Source organism: Candidatus Nitrosopumilus sp. (genome assembly GCF_965262695.1).
In the GTDB taxonomy this organism is placed as follows: domain Archaea; phylum Thermoproteota; class Nitrososphaeria; order Nitrososphaerales; family Nitrosopumilaceae; genus Nitrosopumilus.
In genome coordinates this window covers 1,066,817-1,085,637 of the sequence record NZ_OZ253550.1, presented here as the reverse complement: position 1 = coordinate 1,085,637, position 18,821 = coordinate 1,066,817, and the positions used below count along the sequence as shown (strand labels likewise).

The 18,821-nt window shown below is 33.3% G+C and carries 19 protein-coding genes and 1 tRNA gene; 11 read left to right on the top strand and 9 right to left on the bottom strand.

Going from position 1 to position 18,821, the window contains the following annotated elements:
• Positions 1-87 precede the first annotated feature (87 nt).
• Genes ACQY2P_RS06610 through ACQY2P_RS06600 form a run of 3 tightly spaced genes read left to right on the top strand, consistent with a single transcriptional unit; the run spans position 88 to position 4,377 of the window.
• Positions 88-1,803: an adenine deaminase gene (locus tag ACQY2P_RS06610; RefSeq protein WP_428325876.1), complete on the top strand. Its 1,716-nt coding sequence runs from the start codon at positions 88-90 to the stop codon at positions 1,801-1,803.
• 44 nt (positions 1,804-1,847) lie between these two features.
• Positions 1,848-3,470 (top strand): thermosome subunit beta, encoded by a 1,623-nt coding sequence (gene thsB / locus ACQY2P_RS06605; RefSeq protein ID WP_428325875.1) that lies wholly within the window; start codon positions 1,848-1,850, stop codon positions 3,468-3,470.
• Between the two features lie 37 nt (positions 3,471-3,507).
• Positions 3,508-4,377 carry an ROK family protein gene (locus ACQY2P_RS06600; RefSeq protein WP_428325874.1) on the top strand — a complete coding sequence of 290 codons (870 nt, stop codon included), beginning with the start codon at positions 3,508-3,510 and terminating at the stop codon, positions 4,375-4,377.
• On the opposite strand, the gene ACQY2P_RS06595 is transcribed toward ACQY2P_RS06600, so the two are convergent.
• Genes ACQY2P_RS06595 through ACQY2P_RS06575 form a run of 5 tightly spaced genes read right to left on the bottom strand, consistent with a single transcriptional unit; the run spans position 4,378 to position 7,887 of the window.
• Positions 4,378-4,638 (bottom strand): DUF2024 family protein, encoded by a 261-nt coding sequence (locus ACQY2P_RS06595; RefSeq protein ID WP_428325873.1) that lies wholly within the window; start codon positions 4,636-4,638, stop codon positions 4,378-4,380.
• 12 nt (positions 4,639-4,650) lie between these two features.
• Complete coding sequence (locus tag ACQY2P_RS06590) at positions 4,651-5,016, bottom strand: hypothetical protein (protein ID WP_428325872.1); 366 nt, start codon at positions 5,014-5,016, stop codon at positions 4,651-4,653.
• On the bottom strand, positions 5,017-6,540 hold the full coding sequence (gene guaA, locus ACQY2P_RS06585; RefSeq protein ID WP_428325871.1) for a glutamine-hydrolyzing GMP synthase: 1,524 nt from the start codon (positions 6,538-6,540) through the stop codon (positions 5,017-5,019).
• A gap of 4 nt (positions 6,541-6,544) precedes the next feature.
• Positions 6,545-7,117: a hypothetical protein gene (locus ACQY2P_RS06580; protein ID WP_428325870.1), complete on the bottom strand. Its 573-nt coding sequence runs from the start codon at positions 7,115-7,117 to the stop codon at positions 6,545-6,547.
• Positions 7,118-7,152: 35 nt separating this feature from the next.
• The gene (locus ACQY2P_RS06575; protein ID WP_428325869.1) at positions 7,153-7,887 is read right to left on the bottom strand and encodes a 6-hydroxymethylpterin diphosphokinase MptE-like protein; all 735 of its coding nucleotides are present in this window, start codon (positions 7,885-7,887) and stop codon (positions 7,153-7,155) included.
• A 34-nt stretch (positions 7,888-7,921) separates the two neighbouring features.
• Here ACQY2P_RS06575 and folP point away from each other — a divergent pair, with 34 nt between their 5' ends.
• From folP to ACQY2P_RS06560, 3 genes are read left to right on the top strand one after another with little or no spacing between them, the layout of a single operon-like run.
• On the top strand, positions 7,922-8,770 hold the full coding sequence (gene folP / locus ACQY2P_RS06570; protein ID WP_428325868.1) for a dihydropteroate synthase: 849 nt from the start codon (positions 7,922-7,924) through the stop codon (positions 8,768-8,770).
• Between the two features lie 45 nt (positions 8,771-8,815).
• Positions 8,816-10,246: an IMP dehydrogenase gene (gene guaB / locus ACQY2P_RS06565; RefSeq protein WP_428325867.1), complete on the top strand. Its 1,431-nt coding sequence runs from the start codon at positions 8,816-8,818 to the stop codon at positions 10,244-10,246.
• Between the two features lie 35 nt (positions 10,247-10,281).
• Positions 10,282-10,749 (top strand): hypothetical protein, encoded by a 468-nt coding sequence (locus ACQY2P_RS06560; protein ID WP_428325866.1) that lies wholly within the window; start codon positions 10,282-10,284, stop codon positions 10,747-10,749.
• Here ACQY2P_RS06560 and pheA read toward each other — a convergent pair.
• Positions 10,746-11,561, bottom strand: a complete 816-nt coding sequence (gene pheA / locus ACQY2P_RS06555; RefSeq protein ID WP_428325865.1) for a prephenate dehydratase — start codon at positions 11,559-11,561, stop codon at positions 10,746-10,748. The genes ACQY2P_RS06560 and pheA overlap by 4 nt on opposite strands.
• Positions 11,562-11,565: 4 nt before the next feature.
• Positions 11,566-12,117, bottom strand: coding sequence for an exosome complex RNA-binding protein Csl4 (locus ACQY2P_RS06550; protein WP_428325864.1), 552 nt, complete (start codon positions 12,115-12,117; stop codon positions 11,566-11,568).
• Between the two features lie 87 nt (positions 12,118-12,204).
• On the opposite strand from ACQY2P_RS06550, the gene ACQY2P_RS06545 reads away from it, so the two are divergent.
• Positions 12,205-13,278 carry a zinc-binding dehydrogenase gene (locus tag ACQY2P_RS06545; RefSeq protein ID WP_428327275.1) on the top strand — a complete coding sequence of 358 codons (1,074 nt, stop codon included), beginning with the start codon at positions 12,205-12,207 and terminating at the stop codon, positions 13,276-13,278.
• A 6-nt stretch (positions 13,279-13,284) separates the two neighbouring features.
• A complete protein-coding gene (locus tag ACQY2P_RS06540; RefSeq protein ID WP_428325863.1) occupies positions 13,285-13,884 on the top strand; it encodes a tetratricopeptide repeat protein in 600 nt (199 codons plus the stop codon).
• Here ACQY2P_RS06540 and dph2 read toward each other — a convergent pair.
• Entirely contained in the window at positions 13,879-14,874 is a 996-nt protein-coding gene (gene dph2, locus ACQY2P_RS06535; protein WP_428325862.1) for a diphthamide biosynthesis enzyme Dph2, read from the bottom strand. The two genes, ACQY2P_RS06540 and dph2, sit on opposite strands and share 6 nt — an antisense overlap.
• Positions 14,875-14,932: 58 nt before the next feature.
• Between dph2 and ACQY2P_RS06530 the strand changes: the two genes are divergently transcribed.
• Positions 14,933-16,288 carry a TiaS agmantine-binding domain-containing protein gene (locus ACQY2P_RS06530; protein WP_428325861.1) on the top strand — a complete coding sequence of 452 codons (1,356 nt, stop codon included), beginning with the start codon at positions 14,933-14,935 and terminating at the stop codon, positions 16,286-16,288.
• Here the strand turns inward: ACQY2P_RS06530 and ACQY2P_RS06525 are convergent.
• A tRNA-Met gene (locus ACQY2P_RS06525) sits at positions 16,286-16,360 on the bottom strand. The two genes, ACQY2P_RS06530 and ACQY2P_RS06525, sit on opposite strands and share 3 nt — an antisense overlap.
• An 83-nt stretch (positions 16,361-16,443) precedes the next feature.
• Here ACQY2P_RS06525 and ACQY2P_RS06520 point away from each other — a divergent pair.
• The gene (locus tag ACQY2P_RS06520; protein ID WP_428325860.1) at positions 16,444-17,535 is read left to right on the top strand and encodes a PQQ-dependent sugar dehydrogenase; all 1,092 of its coding nucleotides are present in this window, start codon (positions 16,444-16,446) and stop codon (positions 17,533-17,535) included.
• Between the two features lies 1 nt (position 17,536).
• The gene (locus ACQY2P_RS06515) at positions 17,537-18,793 is read left to right on the top strand and encodes a hydroxymethylglutaryl-CoA reductase, degradative (protein WP_428325859.1); all 1,257 of its coding nucleotides are present in this window, start codon (positions 17,537-17,539) and stop codon (positions 18,791-18,793) included.
• Positions 18,794-18,821 lie beyond the last annotated feature (28 nt).

The following is an 18,821-nucleotide window of genomic DNA, read 5'->3' as shown; positions in this document are numbered from 1 at the left end:
CATTGAATCTATAATAGGCGCAAAATCTAATCAAGAATCGTGACTTCGAGCCTAGCAAATTCGATCTCTGCTCTAAATTCAGTGGCTATGGGCGACAAGAAAGCAGATCTGATTTTGAAAAATTGTAATTTACTATCTGTCTATACAAAAGAAATTATTCCAAAAACCCAGATTGCAATAACTGGTGATAGAATTGCATATGTTGGTCCAGATGCAACACATGCACAAGGTCCTAAAACAAAAACCATTGATGTCAAAAACAAGTATGTTGGTCCTGGCTTTGCTGATCCTCATCTTCATATTGATCAATTTGTACTTCCCTCAGAATTTGCAAAACAAGCACTACTTTGTGGTGTAACTTCACTTTTCTCTGATCCAATTGATGTTGTCAGTGTAGGTGGATACAAAGGATTTCAAGAATTTTTAAAATTAGGAGAGGATCTCCCTGTGAGAATTTTTCAAGTTGTACCTGGTGGATTACCTGTTGATGCAAAGTTTAGCAATAGCAATACTCTTACTTTATCACAAGAAAAATCTGCAGTAAACCATCCACATGTACTTGGATTGGGTGAAGTTTTTTCTTGGACAAAAGTTACTCTTCGCGAACCAAAAACAATGAAATCTCTTTCAGCAATGTTAGAATGTGATTGTATTATCAATGGACATACTGCTGGTGCAAGTGACAAAAAACTCAATGCATATGTCTCTTCAGGAGTTCTTTCCTGTCATGAACCCATCAATTTTGATCAAGTATTAGAGAGATTGCGTCTTGGAATGTGGATAATGATTAGAGAAGGTTCTATTAGACGTGATTTGAAAGAAATCATTCCCAGAGTTTTGTCTCATGGGACATATCTTGACAGATTGATGTTTTGTTCAGATGGTCTTGATCCAAGTGATATTTCAAAATTTGGTCATATTGATCATTGCATTCGTGAATCAATCAAACTTGGTTTAGATCCAATTGATGCAGTAACTATGGCATCAAAAAATAATTTTGATTATTATAATATGGGAAAAGATCTTGGTGGAATTGCACCCGGTAAGTTAGCTGATATTTTGATTTTCAATGATTTGAAATCCTTTAAACCTAAAACTGTGTTTGTAGGTGGAAAACTTGCAGTATCTAACGGAAAAATTGTTTTCCCTATAAAGAAAAAAACAATTTCTCCTTGGGCAAAAAATACTGTAAAATTAAAAAAATTCTCAAAAAATGATTTTCAAATAAAATCTACGAAAAAAGATGTTACAGCAAACACCATTTTCATGCAGACTGAGATTATCACAAAGATAGGTTCTGCTCAACTTCAATCAAAAAATAATCTTGTTTCTGCATCTTTAGACTCTGATATTTGGAAAGTTGCAGCTTTTGACAGAACTCATGGAACAAAAAAACACTCCATAGGTTTTCTTGAAAATTTTGGTGCAGATATTGGTGCATTTGCATCTACCTGGAGTTTTCATGAAAATGATATGATCGTTATTGGTTCAAATGATTCTGATATGGCAGTAGCTTCTAACCATCTAATCAAAAATCAAGGTGGACTAGTTGTGGTAAAATCTGGAAAAATCCTATCTTCTTTACCTTTACAATTTGCAGGAATCGTTTCCACAGATTCTTTTGAAAAAGTTTCATCTAATTTTGAAAAAATCAACAGTTCTATTGTTGATTCTGGTTGTAAATTTTCTAGACCTCATCTGATTCCTCTGTTCTTACCTTTCTTGGCTTTACCGTCAGTTCGAATTCTTTCAGGCGGTATAGTTGATGTGAAAAAACGGAGTTACATATCACCGATCTACTAAGTAATGTTAAAAAGGGGGATTCGGGGGATTGAAGCTGAATCTAAATGGCATCAATTCAACAAGGACCAAATGGACCTGTTTTAGTGCTCAAAGAGAGCGCATTACAACAAAAAGGTAAAGACGCTCAACAAAACAACATTGCAGCAGCAAAGTTAGTTACAGAATTAGTAAAAAGTAGTCTTGGACCCCGCGGTCTCGATAAAATGTTAGTTGATTCCTTAGGTGATGTTACTATTACAAATGATGGTGCAACAATTCTCAAAGAAATTGATGTCCAACATCCTGCAGCCAAAATGATGGTTGAAATTTCAAAAACTGTTGATAATGAGGTTGGCGATGGTACTACTTCTTCTGTAGTTTTTGGAGGTACACTTTTAGCTAAAGCAGAAGAACTTCTCAAAAAAGACGTTCATTCTTCAACAATTATTGACGGTTATCAAACTGCTGCAGAAAAAACTCTTGAAATCTATTCTGAATTATCAAAGAAAATCAAACCTGATGATAAAGAATCACTCATTAAAATTGCTACAACAAGCATGCAATCAAAATTAATTTCAGAAGACAGTGATATCTTATCAAAAATTGTAGTTGATGCTATTCTTAGCATAGTTACAAAGAAAGGTGAAGATTATTTTGTTGACCTTGAAAACATTAAAGTTGAAAAGAAATCTGGTGGTTCAATCCAAGACACTCAAATTGTAAAAGGAATTGTTTTAGATAAAGAAATTGTTCACAGTGGAATGCCTACAAAAGTTGACAAGGCACACATTGCTTTGCTTAACTCTGCACTTGAAATTGAAAAAACTGAAATGAGTTCTGAAATTAGAATTTCAGATCCAACTCAGATGCAAATGTTCTTAGAAGAAGAAAATAGAATGCTCAAAACAATGGTTGACAAATTACATGACATTGGAGTCAATGTATTGATTTGTCAAAAAGGAATTGATGACATTGCACAACACTATCTTGCCAAAAACGGAATCATGGCAGTACGCCGAGTAAAAGAAAGCGATATGATTAAACTAGCAAAAGCAACTGGCGGTCGTGTAATTAGTAACATTGATGATCTTTCAGAAAAAGATCTAGGTTCTGCTAATTTGGTTCACCAAAAGAAAGTTGAATCTGATAAATGGGTATTCATTGAAGGATGTAAACATCCACAGTCTGTTACCATGTTGATTCGTGGTGGCTCTCAAAGAGTAATTGATGAGGTTGACCGCTCTATTCATGATTCTCTCATGGTAGTAAAAGATGTAATTGAAAAACCAGAAATTGTAGCAGGTGGAGGTGCACCAGAATCATTTGCAGCCTCTCAACTCAAAGATTGGGCTGATAATTTTGATGGACGAGAACAACTTGCAATTAAAAAATACGCTGAAGCACTAGAAGTAATTCCATTAACCATAGCTGAGAATGCAGGAATGGATCCAATTGACACAATGGCAAACTTGAGAGCAAAACAAAACCAAGGTCGCAAGTGGACTGGTATTGATGCTAAAAACACAAAGATTGCAGATATGCTTTCTATTGATGTTGTAGAACCAATTGCTGTTAAAGAACAGATTATCAAATCTGCCACAGAAGCTGCATGTATGATTCTTAGAATTGATGATGTAATTGCAGTATCTGGTGGCCCAGGTGGCGGCGGCATGCCCCCAATGGGATAATTGATTAAAACTTAAGCATTCTAATTTTCATAAGTTATTGTTGTACAAATTAGGTGTTGACTTAGGTGGAACAAAAATTGAAGCAATTCTATTGGATGATTCACTAAATGTGTTGGAAAGAAAAAGAGTCTCTACTCCAAAAGAAAACTATTCTGAAATAATTAATACCATTTCAAATTTAGTTTCAGAAATATCAAGTAATGTTTCAGATTTTTCTTTAGGGATATGTACTCCTGGTGCAATTTCCAAAAAAACTGGCTTGATAAAAAACAGTAACACCCAATGTTTAATTGGAAAACCACTCAAAGAAGATCTTGAAGAAAAATTAAACAAAAAAGTCTCTATGGAAAATGATGCTAATTGTTTTGTTATGGCAGAAACAAAAATGGGCGTTGCAAAAAATTTTGATTCTGTTTTTGGTGTAATTATGGGAACTGGTGTTGGTGGAGGGATTGTTGTTAATAAAAAACTACACTCCGGAAGAACCAACATTGCTGGAGAATGGGGGCACCACACATTACATCGTAATGGAAATTCTTGTTATTGTGGAAAAACTGGATGTGTGGAGACCTACATCAGCGGTCCTGCATTGGAAAAAAATTGGAAATTACTCTCAGGACAAACAAAATCTATGCCTGAAATCCTCTCAAACCTTGATAATGATTTAGGAAAAATGTGGAAAGATGAATTCTTAGAAAACTTTGGTTTTGGTCTTGCAAATGTGATTGATATTTTGGATCCTGATGTGATTGTTCTTGGAGGTGGTTTATCAAATATTGATTTTTTGTATACTGAAGGAAAAAATTCAGTTTATGAAAAAGTTTTTTCAGATTTAGTTGATACTCCTATTTTGAAAAATGAATTAGGAGATTCTGCTGGTGTTTTTGGTGCTGCTTTATTAAATTAATTATTCAGGACATCCTTCCATTTTTGAAATAAAATAACCATTAGTCATTATTTCAATTTCAATATCTTCTGGAACTGATTGTGTGTGGCAAAATTTACATTCTTCAGTTGTTACTTTGGAATTTTCTTCTCCAATTGTATTGAGCCATTCTTTTGCATAAGAAATTGCCTTTTCTACATTATTGTTGTCTGTTACAACATCAAAATGCATTGTATGGCCATCTTTTGCCTTGACATATGTATCAAAAACATGAAAATCCATATTCATCACAAATTATTCCGAGTATTTATTTTTGATTTCTAGAACCTTGTCTACTATTTCATTTACGTTTGCATCTAATTCCGTACTAATCAAAATTAGTCCTGCACCTCCAACTGGAATTGTTACTCTGTAGATTTTTTCGTATTTTGCCAGTGCAAATATTGGTTTTCCAATCTTATCTGATGTTTTTTTACGTGTAGACCAACGATAAACTGCTTGAGACAATGATAACTCTGTTTCTTCTCTTGAAAGAAAACTTTCTACCCCTTGACGCATCTTGTCATGTAGTTCCCCATAGTCATAGACTCCTACATATCTAATTTTTTTGTCAGATTTTAAAACATCGTCACAAATTTTTTCGTATTCCAACTTCTTCACCTATTGAGGCTCAATTGTTGCAGGAGGCTTGCTTGAAATAGTATATGTCACCCAAGTAACATCTTCGATTTCATTTGTTATTCTATTACTCATCTTTTCTAATAGTCCATGTGGCAGTCTTGTCCAGTCTGCAGTCATTGCATCAATTGAATCCACAACTCTAATCATTACAATGTTTCCATATTTTCTTTCATCTCCAACAACACCTACTGCTCTGTCATCTCCAACTGCTGCATAAGCTTGCCAAACTTTACCATACATACCAGCTTCTACTAACTCATCTTCCACAATTTTACTTGCAACTTTTGAAATTTGCAACTTGGTTGGTGTAACTTCTCCTATGATTCTTACAGCTAAACCTGGACCTGGGAAAGGATGTCTCATGAAAAGCTTTTCTGGAACTTCAAGAATTTTTGCAATCATTCTTACTTCATCTTTGTATAGTTCTCTTAGTGGTTCTAAAATTTCTAAATTAAGCCAATCAGGTAATCCTCCCACATTATGATGTGATTTTATTACATCAGCTGGTCCTTTTGAAACCCCACTTTCAATTACATCTGGATAAAGAGTTCCTTGTGCTAACCATTTGAATGGACCATTTTTTTCAGCAAATTCTGTAAACACATTAACGAATTCTTCACCTACAATCATTCTCTTTTTCTCAGGATCTTCAACACCTTTGAGCTTGTCAAGAAACTTGTCTACTGCATTAATTGATGTAAAATTCACATTGAAATTGTCTTTGAACATTTCTTCAATCTCTTTTTCCTCGTTTAGTCTTAACAATCCATTATTGACAAAAACACATTTGAGTCTGTCTCCTATGGCTTTGTGAATCAACAATGCTGCTACTGTGGAATCTATTCCTCCACTAACTCCACAAAGCACATTTCCTTCAATTTTTGAGATTTTTTCAACTGCAGAATCAATAAAACCTTCCATCGTCCAGTCTTGTTTTGCTCCACAAACCTTCAAAACAAAATTTTTGAGAATTTCTGTTCCTTGTTCTGTGTGAACAACTTCTGGATGGAATTGAATACCATAAACTAATTTTTCGTCTGATGCTATTGCAGCAGCTTTTGCACTTTCTGTGTGGCCTATAACTTGAAAGCCAGGAGGAATCTCTTCTGCCTCATCACCGTGACTCATCCATGCTCTTACTGATTCGCCAACCCCATTTAGCAAATCTTTATCATTATCAATTGTAAGTAGTGATGAACCATATTCTTTGTTTGCTCTTTTCACTTTCCCTCCATACTTGTTTACAATTAATTGATGACCATAACAAATTCCAAGTAATGGTAGATTCATATCAAAAATTTTACTTTCTGGAACTGGTGCATCTGAACTATACACACTAGATGGTCCTCCAGAAAAAATTATTCCTTTTGGATTATGTTTTTGTAATTCCTCATAACTGATATCAAAAGGAACTAGCTCTGCATATACTGAAAATTCCCTGATTCTTCTACAAATCAAATGACTGTACTGTGACCCAAAATCTAAAACTACAATCTTATCCATACAATCACTTGTTGATATTCTCTAGCATTCTTGATAATGACCATCCTGCTGTATTGATTAGTTCGTTTACTCTTTCTTTTTGTCTGTAATTTTTGATAATTATTTCTCTAATGTCTGAGCCATTTTTGTTAATTATATAATCAATTATTGATTCTTGTTGGATTTTCCCATTTTCTACATCTGCTGAATCTTTCTTTTTCATTTCTCCAATTATTCTATCTAGGAAAAATGATTTGAAAGGAGGTGTATCTGCACTAATCTCTACATTGTCATCTAATACTATTGAGACTTGTTCAGGCGTAACAAATGCATTGGCAATAACTTTTCCATCTTTTCCCTGCGTAATTGGGATTGAATTTTGTACCTCTCTGACTGACTCTTTGATTTTTTGAGGCTCAACTTTTTCTGTGGATGTTAATTGTGATGCTTTGGTAAAACTAGATTCTTTTAAGAACAGATCTAAAATTGTAATATTTTTTTCTAAAGCCTCTATGGCTTCATGATGTTTGTCGACTTGCTCGATCAAACTTTCCTTCAAAGTAACAATTCCTTTCATTTGTTCCTCTGAAAATTTCATAATTTGATAAATGAGGAATGGGTATTAAATGCATTCTAGGTAATTATAATATCCAGGCTTTTGTATGGTATTTTCTCAAATCCTTGAATCCTAGTTGAAGTGGTAAATAGTTCTGCTTTTGTCTTCGTAGATAACCATTCTAAGAGCGATTTTCCTTTCTTTAATTTCTTTAATTTTATTTTTCTTTCAGATTTTTTTGTATTTGAAAACTTGCCTATCCTATTTCCAAAATCCATTCCAAATAAAATGATCTTTTTTGCTTCAAAGTGATTTGCTAGAAACACACATCTGTCCCCATCTGTAAATCCTCCAAAATTTTGTATTTTTTTAAATGGTTTTGTTTGTGTAGTTCCAATACAATTTTTGAATTTTTTCACAAACTCTAATTTCTCAATGTTGTCTCCATGTGCATGAACAACAAAAATTGTTTTTTTTGCAATTTTTTTTAACGAACTCTCGTCCCCATCTAGATCTGTTACAACAATATCTGGAATAATACCATTTTCTAATAATGGCTTTAGTGAACTATCTGCTGCAATTTTGATTTCTTTCTTTAGTTTCTTTAATTTTGGAATTGCAGATGATAATGATGGACCAGAACCTATGACAAATACAGTATTTCCTTGTATCAAATCATGAATCTTTTCATCTGTTTTTGATTTCTTTAGAATTGTATTCAATACCGTGGCTGATTTTTTGTCTTTTTGCTCATCATAATTGAATTCTCTTAAAATATCTGAATACTTTGTTTTCCAACCTGAAATCATCATATGACTCAAATTGCATTAGTTTTTGATAAACCATGTGACTAGAATTGCAAATGTGGGTGTTGGAGGCAAAAATCCAGTTCGAATAATGGGTATTTTGAATACTAGTCCCGAGTCATTTTACAAAAAATCTATCCACATTACTAAAACTCATATAAAAAATTCCATTCAAGAGATGGAAAATGACGGTGTTGATTTCATTGATGTCGGTGGAATGTCTACTGCACCATATCTATCTACTATTGTGTCTGAAAAAACTGAATCCAAAAGAATTCTTGATGCTGTAAAAATCATTCAAAATGTATCTAACATTCCAATTTCTGTTGATACGTGTAGGGCAAAACCTGCAAGGGATGCCTTAGAGCATGGTGTCGAAATTATCAATGATATTTCTGGTTTAAAGTATGATAAAAAAATGAAAGACGTTATTTCAGACTTTTCTCCATCTTTGATTTTATGTGCGTTTGATTCAAAAACTGTAACTGGAAATGCTGTGTCTGTTACAACAAAACTACTTCAAGAAAGTTTGAAAATTGCAAAGAAATCTCATGTATCTTCAAATAAAATTGTCTTAGATCCTTCTATTGGATTTTTTAGAAAAGAAGGAAAAGGCCCATTTTTTACAAAAATTAAATCTGATTGGGTAAAAAGAGATCTAACTATAATTCAAAATTTGAATTCTATAAAGGGAAGATACCCTATTTTGATCTCAGTTTCAAACAAATCTTTTCTTGGAAAAATTCTGAACAAAAATCCATCTGATCGGTTGTTTGGTTCTATTGCTGCTGAATCAATATCTGTCACTAACGGCGCAGACATTGTACGTACACATAACGTAAAAGCAACAAAAGATGCAATAACCATTGGATCAAACCTGAAAAAATAACACAAAGGCTTATAATCAATATTCAACTTTCTTAACAAGGTTTCATTGGAATTCAAAGAAGGATTAACTTTTGATGACGTTCTTCTTGTACCCAAATATTCAGATATCACAAGTAGAAGTCAGACCGATCTAAGCACAAAATTATCTCGAAATATCACAATTAACATTCCCTTTGTAAGTGCAAATATGGATACAGTCACAGAATCTTCTATGGCTGCAACCATGGCTCGTGCTGGTGGAATAGGAATTATTCATAGATTTTTGACCATTCAAGAGCAGGCAAATGAGGTGCTTAAGGTAAAGCGTTCAGGTAGTGTTATGATTGAAAATCCATATTCTATATCATCAGACAAATCTATTCAGGATGCATTGGATTATGCTGAAGACAAAGAAATTTCTGGATTATTAGTTGTTGACTCTAATTCTAAACTAGTTGGAATTGTTACTGAAAGAGATTTACTTTTTGCTGGTTCAAATGGAACAATTGCTGAAGTTATGACAAAAGATGTTGTTACTGCAAAACCTGGTGTGTCTTTGGATGAAGCTAAAGATATTTTGCATAAACATAGGATTGAAAAACTTCCAATTGTTGATGACTCTGGTATCATCAAGGGATTGATTACAAGTAAGGATATCACAAATAATACTGATTATCCAAATGCCTCCAAAGATAAGAAAGGAAGACCTTTGGTTGGAGCTGCAGTTGGTGTCAAAGGTGACTTTTTAGAAAGAAGTGAATCTCTATTGGATGCCGGAGCAGATGTTTTAGTTGTTGACATTGCACATGGTCATAGTGAGAACGCAATTAGTACAGTTAGAAATATCAAAAAAGCATTTCCTAATTGTGAATTAATTGCAGGAAATATTGCAACTGCTCAAGGTGCTGAAGACTTGATTAAAGCTGGTGTTGATGCAGTAAAAGTTGGTGTAGGTTCTGGTTCAATTTGTATTACTAGAGTAATTACTGGTTCAGGTGTCCCACAATTAACTGCAGTAATGGATTGTGCAAAAATTGGAAATGATCATGGAATTCCAATTATATCTGATGGTGGTACTAGAACATCCGGTGATGCAACAAAAGCATTAGCTGCGGGAGCCTCATCTGTAATGGTTGGAAGTATGCTTGGTGGAACTGATGAATCACCTGGTACAGTTTTAACTAAAAATGGAAAACGTTTCAAAGTTTATCGTGGAATGGCATCTCTTGCAGCCTCAATTGGAAGAAAATCAAAAGAAACAGGCTCAATTTCACTTGATGATGACTTGAATGATTATGTCGCAGAAGGAGTCGAGGCTATGGTTCCATACAAAGGAACAGTAACTGACATTCTAAAACAACTTGCAGGTGGTGTTCGTTCAGGCTTGAGTTATTGTGGTGCACACACAATCCCACAAATGCAAGAAAATGCAGAATTTATCAAAATGTCAAGAGCTGGATTTGCAGAAAGTCAGCCTCATGATGTTTCTTTAATGTAGATAATTTTTTAAGCAGTATTGAGATTGGTTGAATCATGTTATCAAAACGAACTATAATTGGACTGGTTGTTGGTAGCATAATTATTGGAATTGGTGGATATTCCTTAATCACACATATTGGAACAATCACAATTCATGAAAATTATATTGTTGGTACTGGTGATTCAACAGTTTACACAATTCCTGCTCCTGCTGGAACTCCACAAACAATGACAATTGTGGGTGATTCTTTTGATTTAAAGTTACAAAGTCCTGGTGAAGGATTACAAATTCCAAAGACATCATACAAAAAAGAGACAACACTAGAGTGGGTTCATAATGAAGATGGTGCAACAGGAATACAAATTCAGAATACTGGAAATACTGAACTAGAGATTACAGGAACTTTGATTAGAAGCTCTGATCCAATTTGGTTCACTTTTGATCTCATGGTCATTATCTCTGGAATGGTAATCATTGGATTTAGTATGGGATTTACATTAAGAAAGCCTAAAGGCTTTTAGCTTAGTTTTGCTGAAGGATACGAACCCAAAACTTTCAAAAATAACGTGTCTTGTTTGATTTTTTCTAACATTTCAGATATTTTAGAATCCTTTTGATGTCCTTCAAAATCTACATAGAAATTATATTCCCAAGTGTTTGTTCTAGTTGGTCTTGATTCTATCTTTGTTAGGTTTACATTATTTTTATGAAAATTCTCAATTATTCTAAATAACGAGCCTGGTTCGTGTTTTATTGAGAAAATTATTGAAGTCTTGTCATTTCCTGAAACTTCTGATTCTTTCTTTGATAATATCAAAAATCGTGTGTAATTGTTCAAGTTATTTGCAATATTTTCTGCAATAATTGGAACCTCATAGATTGCTGATGCTGTCTTACTTGCTATACCGGCACAATTCTCTTTGTTTAACTCTTTGACTATTTTTACACTACCTGCAGTGTCATATGCTGGAATTGTCTTCATTTTATGGTCTTCGATAAATTTTCTACATTGACCTAAAGCTTGTGGATGTGAATAAACAGTATCAACTTGATCTTTATTACCAATTCCAATTAGACAATGTTCAATTCTATGATAAATCTCACCTGTTGCATTTAGTGGTGTGGAATATAACAAATCATAACTTTCTCCAACACTTCCTTCTAAGGAATTCTCTACAGGTAGAACTGAATATTCTGTTTTATCTTTGGATGTATTTTCTAAAACTTCCGCAAAGGTTGCAAATGGAACTGTTTCAATATCTTCATCAAAGAACGATCGTGCTGCAGCTTCACTATATGCACCCCGTTCACCTTGGAACGACACACTAATCATTTTATTATTCTCTCAGTTTAACGAAATCGCTTTTACTAAAGTCTGTAGAAAGTTTTCTTTCATCAATCCATGAACATTCTGTACATTTTATTGCATCTCTCATAGGTACTACTTTTCCACCACATTTGCGACATTTTGTAAAGAGTATTCCCAAACTTGGCTCATCAATAGTTGCATGAATTGTACCATTCAGATGATTTAAAATTTTTAATTTTGCTATATCATTTACTAATGCAACATTTCTTTTTCTAATGTTTCTTGTTGAACAAACACATTCCACTTTTGATGTAGTTGGATTTCCATTAATGTAATCAATTGAAACTGCAATCATAGATGACATTACTGCTGCAATTGTTCCAATAACAATATCTCCTACTTTTGGTATTGATAGGTTCTTTGGATGTTTGATATTTGCAGTTCTAGTAGTTTTATCGATGTTTTTTTGTCCAATGGTTGCTGCTCTTACCATATCTCCATCATCAAAAGCATTGTATCCGGCCTCATATTCTTCAATAGATGCTATTTTCTCGCCTGGAAACGTTGCATTTTCTGACATGCTCAAATTCTTGTTTTTATGATTATAATTGTTTGTGGCTCAAATGATCCTGATAAATCATATATTTACACAAATATGAAAAAAATCATGAAGGCTCTGGTTTATGATGAATATACTACAGATGATGATTTTACTAAAATTTTAAAAATTAAAGATCTTCCAATTCCTGAACCGAAATCAAATGAAGTCGTTTTCAAAGTAAAGGCAGCTGCCCTAAATTATGATGATATTTGGGGAATGAGAGGAAAACCTTTAACCATTCCATTACCTCATATTTCTGGAACTGATGCTGCAGGTGAAGTAACTGCAGTAGGTGAAGATGTAAAAAATTTCAAAGTAGGTGATAGAGTAGTTTCACATGGAAACATGTCTTGCAGAGTTTGTAAAAGATGTACTGCAGGACGAGAATATGATTGTAAAAAACGAACTATTTGGGGATTTGAAACAGGTCCTCTTTGGGGTGGATATTGTGAATACACACATCTTCCAGAAGTAAATGTTGTAAAAATTCCTGAAGGTGTATCCTATGAAGAAGCAGCAGCTGCTTCAATGACTATGTTGACTTCTTGGCATATGTTAGTTGGTAGAGCAAAGATTCAACCTGGCCAATTAGTTTTGATTATGGGTGGCGGTTCTGGAGTTGGAAATTATGGAATTCAAATTGCAAAACTTTTTGGTTGTACGGTAATTGCAACTGCTAGTCCTGATAAACTAGATAAATTACTCGAACTTGGTGCTGATTATGCAATTGATCATAGAAAAGATGATTGGCATAAAGAGGTAAGGGCAATTGCAAAAAAAATTCCGAAATCATATGGAGATGTTCCTGGCGTAGATGTAATTTTTGAACACATTGGAGGTTCTCATTGGAACAAGGAACTAACTCTCCTAAACTATGGAGGTACTGTAATTACTACTGGTGCTACTACTGGCTATATGGCCAAAACTGATCTTAGACATATTTTCTTTAAAGGACTCAACATTCTAGGCTCAACTCAAGGAACAAGAGCTGAACTAGAACAAGGATTCTATTGGATGTCTAAAGGCAAAATAAAATCTATAATTGATTCAACATTCCCTCTTGAGAGAGCTGTTGAAGCTCACACCAAGATGTTAAAGGGTAAAGGGCTTTTTGGAAAAATCATAATGAAACCAAGCTGATTGTTGATGGATGATCCAAAAACAAATTCTATTTTAGATGAAGGAAACAGGTTATTTTTAAAAGGAAAATATGGTGAAGCAATTTCATATTATGATAAAATTCTAGATGAAAATCCAAATCATTTGAGTTCTCTAAACAATAAAGGATATGCCCTAAGTAAACTCAAAGACTATGATAATGCTATGAAATGCTATGACCTTGCCCTTGAAAACTATCCTGATGATCTTTCTGTCTTGGTAAACAAAATCTCTTCATTTAGAAAACAAGGAAATCTTTCTGAAGGATTATCTCTATGTGATAAAATTCTAGAATCTAATCCAAAATACAATATTGCACTATATCACAAAGAAAGAATTCTATTTTCTATGGCTCGATATGATGATTCTATTTCCTGTTGTAACGTTATTTTGAATGACTATCCCAAAAATGGTGATGTGTTATTTGACAAGTCTTGTAGTCTGGCAATGCTTTCAAAAATAGATGATTCATTATCATTACTTGAAAAATCTATTTTACAAGGAAAACAATACAAAATTAAAGCAAAAAAATCAAAATCCTTTGAAAAATTGTCTGATAATCCTAAATTTCAAAAATTAGTATCATAACCAATGTGGAATTTCTAAATATCCATCAATACTTTCATTTCTGAGAATTTTTAACAATGCATTAGCTTGAGGTGATGATAAAACAGGCTTGTCAAACTGATTATCTGTGGAAATTCTGGGACATGCAACTTGAATAAATGCGTCAATTCCTTTTAGATTTCTTAATCTGTCATTTGTAATGTCTGTTAATGCAAATAACTGAACTTCCTTTCCTTCTGCTTCTAACTCTTCTTTGATTTTTAATGCAAAAACCTTTGACAATTGCCCTTCTTTCAATCCTACAATTACTCCAAAAGTTTTTGCTTCAGCTGCTTTGTATATGGCAAGAGTTGCTTTCTTTTTTAATTTCTGTGCAAAGTCTGTAACTTCTCTCACTTCATTAAAGTAAGGATCTAAAACATATGTCGGTAGATTTGTAGATAATGCAATTCCCGATGCATGAAAATTACTTTGTCCTAGGAAAACATATGCGTCAACTTCTTTTTTCAAGTCAGTTGCAGGATAAAATTCACATCCAAATACTTGTCCATCATTTAGTTGCCCTTTACCCTTTCCAATTTTTACTGTAATTCCATTTTCTGTTAAAATTTTTTCAACTTTGTCTACCTGATGCAAATGCTGACTATCTGTTACTAGAGAAATTACTTTGCCTTTCAAAATCTCTGCACATTTTTTTGCCACACTGTCAAACTCTACATCATCATAGGCATCAATTAGAATCAAGTTTTTTTCATATGTTTCAGTGTTTATTGTATGTCCTATGTTGAATTGAATTTCTGCACCAAGAACTTTGGAGCCATTTGAGTTCAAATCACAAGTTCCCCATGTAGTATCAGCTAAAACATATGCAGGAATGCCAAATTTTTTTGTTATATTTTTTGCAGTATCTTGTACCTGTGGTAAAATCCCATCTGGACCATTTAATGAAACTGATGCAGGATTTTTTTCTTCTATTTCCTGAAAAATCCTCTTTTCATCTATGACGATCAATTTAGCTTGAAATGTTATTTTATTAATTTAAACCAACTGCATCTTACAACAACTAAAAATGTCTGAATCAATTAAACACAATATGGTAAAAAAGACTGTTTTGAATATTGGATTTGATGACACTGATTCTCCAAAGGGCATGTGTACAACTTTTTTAGCATACAAAGTAGTTGATTTATTAAAAAAACAAAAAACAGAATTTCTTGATTTTCCAAAATTAATCCGATTTAATCCAAATATCCCATGGAAAACACGTGGAAATGGAGCAGTTTCTATTAAAATTAAAACTAGTAATCCTTCAAAAATAAAAAATCAAATAAAAAATCTTGTTTCAAAATATTCTGATACAAAAAATGGAGCTAACCCTGGACTAGTTTTCTTTGAAAGCGAATCTATCCCTTCTGAATTTACAAAATTTAGTGACTTAGCTTTGTGGCAATTAATTAATAGAAATAATGCAAAAAAATTTGTCAAAAAAAATAATCTTGAATATTTTTACAAAGGAAATGGCCAAGGACTTGTTGGTGCAATAGGCGCAATAGGATATAGTTTTCATGATCATACCCTGGAATTACTAAGTTATCGTAAAAAACAAAAATTTGGAAAAGAAAGAAAAATTTCAATAGACAGCGTTAAAAAAATGCAAGAAAAAACATATCCTGATACTTTCAATAGTTTTGATACAAAAAAAGGACGAGTTTTAATTACTCCACACGGTCCGGATCCTGTGTTTTTTGGCGTCCGTGGTGAAAATGTTGATGCATTAGTTTCTGCAACTAGAATTCTAAAAAGTGAAGAAAAATTAGATGGTTACATGATTTTCAAATCTAATCAGGGAACTGGTGATCATTTGAAAAACGAGTTTACATATGAAACAATGAAACCATATGCTTCTGGAAAATTGACTGGTATAGTATCAAATTCACCTAAAATTACAAAAGGAGGTCATGTATTTTTCAAAATTCTATCAAACAATAATGAATTTTGGTGTGCTGTTTACAAACCAACAGGCATGTCTATTGTTGCCTCAAATCTAGTAAAAGGTGATAAAATATCCGTTGGCGGTGGAGTCCGAAAGGCTTCAAAAAACTTTCCTCGAATTATTAATTTAGAATTCATTGATATTATTTCTCTTGAAAAACAAATCAAAACATCAAACCCAATTTGTAAAAAGTGTAACAAAAAAATGAAATCTAAAGGTAAAGAACAAGGATTTCAATGTGTTCGATGCGGAAAAAAATCCTCAAAAAAAATAACTGAAACCATTACTAGAAAAATTAACAAACAACTGTATTTACCAAAAATTTCTGCTCATAGACATCTTACTCGTCCTCAACAAAGATATGGCATCATCAATAAATCAAATAATTTTAAAAACTCACTATCTTGGTTTTGTGTTTATCAAAATAAGTAGCGGGGAGTAGATTTGAACTACTGAACTGCGGGTTATGAGCCCGCCGGGATGACCTGGCTTCCCCACCCCGCTGATTCAGAAATTAACACGAGCCGTATATACGCTTTATTGAATTCTTGAAAGTAATTAATATGATTTGAATAACTTGATTTTTCATGGATAAAAAAATCTCAATTGCAGTTGTTGTTATTGCAGTTGCTTTTTCTGTATACACTTTAACACTTCCATCAGATCCTATTCCATTACCAGAACCTAACTTTAATTCTAATAATGATTCAGTAGAAATTTTAGCAAAAAATCTAGATAAACCTCGTTCAATTGCAGTATCTGATAATCGAATTTTTGTAACCGAAAAAGACGGTTCTATTATAATTGTAGAAAATGATGTTCAAATAGAATCCCCACTTGCTACTTTACGTGCTGCCGATGTTTTTGATGGTGGATTGTTAGGAATTGCATTACATCCTAATTTTTCAGAAAATCATCATATCTATGTATTTTTGACTTATGAAGAAGATGACACTTTGTGGAATAAAATATTACGAATTACTGAATCTGAAAACAAATTACAAGATGCAGAAACTATTTTTGATAAAATTCCTGGTTCTTCTTTTACAAATGGTGGATTTATCAAATTTGGACCTGATGAAAAATTGTATGTAGGTACTGGTGCAACATCTGATTCATCTCACTTACCACAAGATCTTGATTCATTATCAGGTAAAATTTTGAGAATAAATGATGATGGTTCAATCCCTGAAGATAATCCATTTGCAAATTCCCCTGTTTACTCTTTAGGACATAGAAATCCTCAAGGAATGACTTGGGATGATGATGGGAATCTGTATGTTGCAGAATTTGGACCTGAAAAAAATGATGAAATTAATGTAATTTTATCTGGTAAGAATTATGGTTGGCCAGAACAAGAATGCTCTGGAAATGAAAATTTTGAAAATGCGGTTTTATGTTATGATCCAAGTATAGAACCTGGAGGAATTTTATTTTATACTGGCGACAAGTTTGATTTTGAATTCCCATTCATTATGGCCTCAATGAGGGCATCAAACGTGTATCAGGTAGATTTTGAAGAGGGACTAAGTTCTCAAAAATCTATCCTTAGTGGAATTGGACGTGTTCGTGATGTGGTTCAGGGACCTGATGGATATCTATATGTGATAACTTCTAACACCGATGGAAAAGGTTTTCCAGATGCTAATGATGATAAATTATTGAGGATACTGAAATAAAATGCCTGATTCATCAATTTCAAAATTTTTTGAAAAATCAAGAAAAGAACGATTAGATGTTATCAAAAATTTTGCAAATCTTTCAGAAGATGACATAAAATCATTAGAATTACCTGATGGTGGAATTACATTTGATAAAGCAGACAAAATGGTAGAAAATGCATTTGGAACCTTTTCACTTCCATTAGGAGTAGCAACTAACTTCAAAATTAACAATAAAGATTATCTTGTTCCTATGGTAATTGAAGAACCATCTGTAATTGCAGCCGCATCAAAAGCTGCCAAACTTGCAAGATCTAAAGGTGGATTCAATGTGGTGGCTGATGAATCCTATAGTATTGGACAAATTCAGGTTTTAGATACAGATATTGATGATTCAATTTCTAAAATTAAAGAAAATACACAAGAAATTCTGGAATTGGCAAACTCAAAAAGTAATACTCTTTCTAAGATGGGAAAAGGCGCAAAAGAGATTACTTGTAAAAAACTAGATACAGACTTCGAACCAATGTTGATAGTTGAATTACTAATTGATGTAGGAGACGCAATGGGCGCAAATGTTACTAATACAATGTGTGAAGGTGTAGCACCTTTAATTGAAAAATTAACTAGAGGTAAAACACTTCTTAGAATACTATCTAACTATTCTACAAGACGGATGGTAAAGGCAACGGCTATTTTTGATAAAGAATCAGTTGGTGGAGAAGAAGTTGTAGATAATATGATTCATGCATATCAATTTGCAAAACATGATGTGTATAGAGCAGTGACTCACAACAAGGGAATTATGAATGGAATTATTGCAGTAGCTAATGCTACTGGACAAGATAGTCGTGCAATTGAAGCTGCAGCAAATGCTTATGCATCACGTTCTGGTCAATACAGATCATTGTCTGAATGGAATAAAGATTCAGATGGAAATCTTGTTGGAACTTTGGAAATCCCTCTATCTGTTGGAATTGTAGGTGGAATAATCAATGTTCATCCTGTTGCAAAAATTTGTACCAAAATTTTGTCTGCTGAATCTGCAAAAGAGATGTCATGTATAATTACTGCAACAGGATTGGCTCAAAATTTTAGTGCAATGAGGGCACTTGCAACTGATGGAATTCAGAAAGGACACATGAGGCTGCATGCAAGAAATTTGGCATCTGCTGCAGGCGCTTCTACTGAGCAAATTGATAAGATAGTTTCTCAGATGATTGAAGAGAATAACATTTCAGTAAATAGAGCAAAAGAATTACTTGAACAAAATTAATGACGTTATTATATAGACAGATTGAAAG